A 6,509-nucleotide genomic window follows, 5' to 3' on the forward strand; every position below is an offset into this window, starting at 1 on the left:
GAGGTGGGGGTGGAGGCGGCGGTGGTAGTCACGGTCTCCGGTTCGTGGGTCGTTCGGCTTCGTGCGGTACGCGCACGGTGCGTTCGGCTTCGTGCGGTCTCGCACCGTGCGTTGGGCTTCGTGCGGTCTCGCACACCGTGCGGCTTCGGGCGGCACGGTGCGTATGACAACCGGGCCACCCTACCGGCGGTCCCCGACCACCACCGTGCGAACGACGCCAGGTCGCCCCCGGGTGGGACTCAGCTCACATCGCCTCGTGCAGCGCCCTCAAGCGCGCGGCGATCAGCCCCACGTCCTCCAGGCTGCCTGCTGCCACCTCGATGACGAGCTTGTACGCATCGTCCTGGTCGACGTCGAGCATTTCCGTGCCGTTGAAGTCGAGGAAGACGACCGTGCACATCCACGCCATGCGCTTGTTGCCGTCCACCAGAGAACGGTTCGCGGCAAGCGACTGGAACAGCGCCGCGGCCTTCTCGAAGAGGTCCGTGTACGCCTCGATGCCGAACATCTGCGACTGGGGACGGTGAACGGCCGAGCTGAGCAGACCCAGGTCGCGTACGGCGACCCTGGTCCGCTCCCCACAAGCCAGCTCCGCCAGGTCCAGTGCCTCCTGGACGGTGAGGTACTTCATCTACTCCCCCAGCCGCCGCAGCAGGTCGGCATGGCCCGCCGCGTACTTGGCCCCCAGTCGGCGAACCGTGGCCCGATCCGCCTCCTGCTCCAGATACCGGTCGATCGCCTGAAGCACTATGGCGTGCATGCTGCGGCCTTCCTCCTCGGCCCGGAGCTTCAGCGCCTCTTGCTGGTCGTCGCGCAGACGAAGGTTCATAGCCATACCAGCACGGTACCGCCAATGGGGCCACATTGGTACCACTAGGAAACTATGCCCGCAGCCGCGTAGTCACCCAAGCTCCCACCAACGCCACCCCCGCCATCGGCAGGAACACGGCGGCGAAAGCGGCTGGATGCGAGCCGCCGGCGGCCTCGGTGGCCGCGTGCGACACGGTTCCGCCGCCGAGCGCCGCGAAGGCGGCACCGCCGGCCGCCAGCAGCAGCACGTTGGACAGGCCGTCGGATATCTGGAGGGCCGCAGAGTTGGAACCGGCCTCCTCGGGAGCGGACAGCTTGAGCAGCAGTACGCTCGTGGAGGAGATCACCAGGCCCATCCCGAAGCAGCCGAAAGCCCAGGCGACGGCCACCGTCCAGGCGGGCACCGCGTCGATCAGGACGCTCGGCGCGGCGGCGATGGCGGCGGACACGAGCACCATGCCCCCGGTCAGCAGCCGGTCCCGGTACGGCTCCACGCGGGGCCGGGACTGCACCCAGGAGCCCAGCGCCCAGGTCACCCCGCCGGCCGCGAGGGAGAACCCGGCGAGGGTCGGGCTGAGGCCGCGCTGGGTGACCAGCATCAGCGGCACGAAGGACTCGGCCGCGATGAACGACCCCGCGGCCACCCCCCGCAGCAGCACCACCGAGGGCAGGCCGCGGGCCGCCCTCCAGGTGCCGGGCGGAAGCAGGCCGAGGACGGCCGGCACCAGCAGGGCGGCTCCCGCGGCGGCGGGCAGGAGCGACAGCGGGCGCAGGTCCTGGGCGGCGTACTGGAGCAGCGCCGCGCCGAGGGAGATGCCCAGCGCGAGGCGGATGCGGCGCCGGTCGGAGGAGGCGTTCGCGGCGCCGTCGACCGGGCCCGCGGCCAGCCGCCGTATCTGCGGCAGTGCGAGGGCGAGCGGGAAGAGGACCAGTACGGGGATGCCGAGGAACACCCACCGCCAGCCGAGGTGCTCGGTCACCGCGCCCGACGCCAGCGGCCCCACCACCGACGGCACGACCCAGCTCGCCGCGAACGCCGCCATGATCGCGGGCCGCAGCCGCTCCGGATAGGCCCGCCCCACGACGACGTACAGCGCGACGATCACCAGCCCGCCGCCCAGCCCCTGTACGGCCCGCCCGAGGATGAACAGCCACATGGCCCCTGCGGTCCCCGACAGCACGAGCCCCGCGGCGAAGGTGGCGATCCCGCAGGTCAGCGGTCCGAGCGGGCCCCGCCGGTCGGACCACTGGCCGGCCAGCACCATGCCGAACAGGCTGGTCGTGAAGTACCCCGAGAAGGCGAAGGCGTACAGGGACAGCCCGTCCAGCTCCCGCGCCGCGACCGGCATCGCCGTCCCCACGGCGGTCGCCTCGAAGGCGATCAGCAGCACGACGGACACGATCCCGATGCTCAGGGCCCGGAAGTCCCGCCCCAGCACGCCCTCCTCCGGTCGGCGCGAGCTGGACTTCCCGGGTACGTCTGCGACACCGGTGTCGCGAGGTTCATGGACGGCCATGCCCGCCAGAGTAAGGCCCACAACCGAGTTTGACCCCTGTCGAGAGACGGGACCGGCCCTCGTCCGATGGTCCTACGCCGACCCGTTCATGAACGGCACATGGCAGTCCCATTGCAACCCCCACGCTTCCCTTGGCCCCGCGATTCCGGGGGCCTACGGTCATGACCAAGCGGTTCACAGGGAACCGTCCGTCACGGCCGTGTGCCCGAGTGGTTCAGGGGCTCGCCTGCAAAGCGAGTTACGTGGGTTCGAATCCCGCCACGGCCTCCACCCGTCGGCTCCGCCGACGCTGATCGGCAGATCTGGGCCGGCGATCCGCCACTTCTACGGCGTGTCACTGGCCCGGATCTGCCAATTGCTTGGCTTTCCGGGGTCCGCCTAGAGAGGTGGCGCCCTCCCGGACATCGCGGGGTCGATCTCGTTCACCCGTCATGGGCTACGCCCCTCCCGCCCCCGCGTCCCGCGGCCAGGGCGTGCCCAGGTCTCGGCGCATCGCTGCCTGGGCCGATTCCGTGGCTTTCAGGTAGTCGCTCACGTGGGTCCGGAAGTCCGGGGCGTCCGTGTGGGTGCCCCTTGCGACCAGGTCGCGTAGGTCGCGGACCTTCCAGAAGGCCTGGTTGACCGGTTCCATGACGTCCCAGGGGGCTATCAGCGCGAGTTCGTAGCGGAGCGGGTAGAGGTTACTGGTGGTGAAGGCCTCGTGCGCGGCCGCGCGGGCCTCCGACGCGGGGAGCGTCTCGCGGGCGGTCTCGTGCAGGCGGGTGTAGACCTCGGACAGCGCCGCCATGAACGCCGCGTAGGCCTGCCTTCGCGTGTCCCGGTCGAGTGCCTCGCGGTCGCGGCGCCAGCGGATGCGGTCCGCCAGCAAGGTCGATCCGATGCCGATCGCCGCGCCTGTCAATGTGTTCACCGGGGCCAGCCAGTCCATCCGGGGACCCTACGGTGTGCGGCCGCCCTACGCGTAGAGTCCGCCGCCCGCCTCGTCCTCGAACATGCCCGGCCAGTAGCGCCAGCCGTCGTCGGTGGGTGTTCTGGGCGTCGGGTCGCAGGCCACCGGGTCGAGGGCCGCGAGGGTGCGGGTCATGGTGGCGGCCAACTGGTCGTAGGCCTCGGTCAGTTCGTGGTCCGCGTCGAGGGTGTGCTCGCGGTGGACGAGCCAGAGGGTGAACGCGAGTGTCGAGATGTCGGCGTTCAGCGGGCGGAGCCGGGCCTCCGCCTCGCTCCAGGACAGCACGGCGCCGGTGGTGCCGTCGAGGACGAGACTGGTGTCCTCCACGAGGTGGCCGAGGCGGATCAGACGGTCGGCGCCTTCGGGGAGCCGGGTGTCCGGCTCGTCCGCCCAGTGCTCGGCGAGGGTCGGCAGCGGGACGTCCATGTCGAGGGAGAACCAGACGCAGTCCTCGGGCAGGCCCGTCTCCCGCAGGAAGCGACGGGTCGGCTCGTGGAAGAGGGCGGCCGGGAAGTCGACCTCCTCGAAGCGGACGATCGCGCCGATGTCGAACTCCTCGTCCAGCAGCCGGGGCGGCAGGTCCAGGGCGAGCCCGGAACGCGTGCCGGGGCCCGCGATCAACGCGAGCGGGCGGACCACCGCGGCCAGCCGCCAGAACGGCGGCACCTCGCCGTCGGCCCCCGACTCGTAGAGCGCGAGGAGCTGTCCGGACGCCTCGGCCACCGCCTCCGGCCCGAAGCGCCCGGCGTAGGCCGCGAACTGGCCTCTGAGCGCCGCGAGTTCGTCGGCCGCCGTGGCGAACCGCACGAGCTTCTCCAGGGAGGACGCGAGCGGCCGGCGGTCCATCAGGTCGGGGCGGTCGTGGAAGAAGTACGTCGTCGTGATCTCTCCGGTGACGCCGTCGAGCAGCACCGACTCGGTCACCGGGCCCGCCGGGCCGAGGAGTCCGCCGATGACGAGCTGGTCGCGCAGGTCGTCGGGGAGCCGGTGGCCGGGGTCGCCGGTGGAGTCGGCGACCGTGCGCAGGCCGTCCGCGCGCAGCGCCTCGAACGTCACCAGCGCGCCGACGTCGGGCAGTCCGGGGCCGCTCAGCCAGCGGCGGCTCGGCGCGTGAGTGACGTACGGATCCAGCTCGGCCTCGGAGAGGGTGATCACCGGCGTGCCGGTGGTGGTGCTGGTCGTGCTCATCGGTCCCCCGTGCGTGAAGATTCGCCGTCCCACTGCTCCGCACACTACGCGGCACCACTGACAACGGCCCTCGACAAGAAGGACGCCTGGCCACCCGCCCGCGTTCCCTCCCACGAGGATCTCCTCGACCGTCTCCCCCACGGTCAACTCCCCGGTGTCCGGGCGCAGTCCGGGACATGACATGGGGGCGCGCGGTCCGGCGACCGGCGAAGAGGGCGTGAAGACCGGCGGCCCTCACGCGCCCCGCGTCGCGTCCCTACTGGCCCGTGACCACGGCCGCCTGCGGCCTTATCGGCAGCCGGTTCACCGGGCGGCCGGTGGCGGCCCGTACGGCGGAGGCGATCGCCGCCGGGGAGGTCACGACCGGTACCGCGCTGGCCGCCTTCGCGCCGAACGGCGCGACCACGTCCCGCTCCTCGACCAGCTTGACGATCCGGATGTCCGGGGCGTCCAGGGCCGTGGGGAGGGCGTAGCCGGTGAGGTCGGGGTGGCGGAGCAGGCCGCGCGGGGTGCGCAGGTTCTCGGTGAGGGCGATGCCGACGCCCTGGGTGACGCCGGCCTCGATGCGGGCGGCGAGCTGGGCCGGGTTGAGGATCCGGCCGACGTCCTGGGCGACCGCCAGTTCCACGACCCGTACCGAGCCCAGTTCGATGTCGACGTCCACGACCGCGCGGATCGCGCAGAAGGCGAGGCCGACGAACGCGTCGCCCTGCCCGGCCCCGTCCAGCGGCTCGGTGGGGTGCGGGCGGCACTGCGCGGTGGCCCACAGTTCCTTGCCGTGCAGTTCCTCGGCGACGGTCGTCGACAGGACACCGTCGTACGAGGTGATCTTGCCGTCGGTGATCTGGAGGAGTTCGTGGGACATGCCGAACTTGTGGGCGAGGGGCTGGAGGAGCTGGGTGCGGACCATCTTGGCCGCGCGTTCCACCGCGCCGCCGGAGACCCAGGTGTGCCGGCCGCGGCAGCCGGGGCCGGCCGGCGGCTGGTCGGTGTCGACGGGCGCGACGTGCACCTCGTCGACGCCGAGGGTCTCCTGGACGATCTGCCGGGCGAGGGTGGTGAAGCCCTGACCGCTCTCGACGGCCGCGCACAGGACGGTCGCGATGCCGTCCTGGATCTTGACGGTGGCCGTGGAGACCTCGTCGGTGCCTTCCGCGCCGAGCATGTGGACCATGCCGAGGCCGTAGCCCACGCCCCGGCGCACCGCGCCGGGTTCGCCCGCGCCCTCGGGGCCGCCGGGCAGCAGCCAGTCCTCCTCGGGGGAGTCCTTCGGCAGGGCGGGCAGCGGGTACTCCTGGACGGCCTGGAGGAGTTCGGCGACGGGCGCCGGGCAGGTGACCGTCTGGCCGGTGGGCAGGACGTCGCCGGTGGCCAGGGCGTTGCGCAGGCGCAGTTCCGCCGGGTCCACGCCGAGTCTCTTCGCCAGCTTGTCCATCTGCGCCTCGTAGGCGGCGCAGACCTGCATGGCGCCTTCGCCGCGGACGTGGCCGGAGGGCGGGTTGTTGGTGCGGACGGCCCAGCCCTCGATGAAGGCGTTGGGGACGACGTAGGGGCCGCAGGCGAAGGAGACGGCGGCGGCGAGGGCCTCGGCGGAGGTGTCGGCGTAGGCGCCCGCGTCGAGGAGGATCTGCGCCTCCACCTTGACGAGCCTGCCCTCGGCGTCCGCGTGGTGGCGGTACCGCAGCAGGGTGGGGTGGCGGTGGGCGTGGCCGAGGAAGGACTCCTCGCGGGTCGCGGTGAGCTTGACGGGGCAGCCGGTGCGCAGGGCCAGCAGGCCGAGCGGGAGCTGGAAGCCCTGGTCCTCGCGGTCGGCGGTGGCGCCGGGCACTCCGGTGACGACGATCTTCACCTGATCGGGTGACAGGCCGAAGCAGGCCGCGGCGGTGTCCCGGTCGCTGTGCGGGTCGGTGGAGGCGAGGTACAGCTCGACGCCGCCGTCGGGCCTGGGCACGGCGAGGCCGGCCTCGGCGCCGATCGGGGCGGGGTCGGCGCGGCCGATGCGGTACTGGCCCTCGACGACGATCTCGCCGGCCGCGGCCGGGTCG

6 protein-coding genes and 1 tRNA gene are annotated in these 6,509 nt (G+C 72.4%); 1 reads left to right on the plus strand and 6 read right to left on the minus strand.

Annotated features, from left to right (window positions below; all coding sequences use genetic code 11):
* Nucleotides 1-244: 244 nt before the first annotated feature.
* From BZL64_RS36895 to BZL64_RS36905, 3 genes are read right to left on the minus strand one after another with little or no spacing between them, the layout of a single operon-like run.
* Nucleotides 245-631: a type II toxin-antitoxin system death-on-curing family toxin gene (locus BZL64_RS36895; RefSeq protein WP_086773372.1), complete on the minus strand. Its 387-nt coding sequence runs from the start codon at nt 629-631 to the stop codon at nt 245-247.
* Nucleotides 632-829 carry an Arc family DNA-binding protein gene (locus BZL64_RS36900; protein ID WP_013003224.1) on the minus strand — a complete coding sequence of 66 codons (198 nt, stop codon included), beginning with the start codon at nt 827-829 and terminating at the stop codon, nt 632-634.
* Nucleotides 830-881: 52 nt separating this feature from the next.
* Entirely contained in the window at nt 882-2,327 is a 1,446-nt protein-coding gene (locus tag BZL64_RS36905) for an MFS transporter (protein WP_086773373.1), read from the minus strand.
* A 195-nt stretch (nt 2,328-2,522) separates the two neighbouring features.
* Here BZL64_RS36905 and BZL64_RS36910 point away from each other — a divergent pair.
* A tRNA-Cys gene (locus BZL64_RS36910) sits at nt 2,523-2,597 on the plus strand.
* 166 nt (nt 2,598-2,763) lie between these two features.
* Here BZL64_RS36910 and BZL64_RS36915 read toward each other — a convergent pair.
* The 3 genes from BZL64_RS36915 to BZL64_RS36925 all read right to left on the minus strand — a co-directional run.
* Complete coding sequence (locus BZL64_RS36915; RefSeq protein ID WP_086773374.1) at nt 2,764-3,255, minus strand: hypothetical protein; 492 nt, start codon at nt 3,253-3,255, stop codon at nt 2,764-2,766.
* 27 nt (nt 3,256-3,282) lie between these two features.
* Entirely contained in the window at nt 3,283-4,464 is a 1,182-nt protein-coding gene (locus tag BZL64_RS36920) for an SUKH-4 family immunity protein (protein ID WP_086773375.1), read from the minus strand.
* Between the two features lie 256 nt (nt 4,465-4,720).
* The coding region (locus BZL64_RS36925) for a xanthine dehydrogenase family protein molybdopterin-binding subunit (RefSeq protein ID WP_086773376.1) at nt 4,721-6,509 on the minus strand (1,789 nt) is incomplete at its 5' end.

It is taken from the genome of Streptomyces bobili (assembly GCF_002154575.1).
Lineage (GTDB): Bacteria > Actinomycetota > Actinomycetes > Streptomycetales > Streptomycetaceae > Streptomyces > Streptomyces bobili.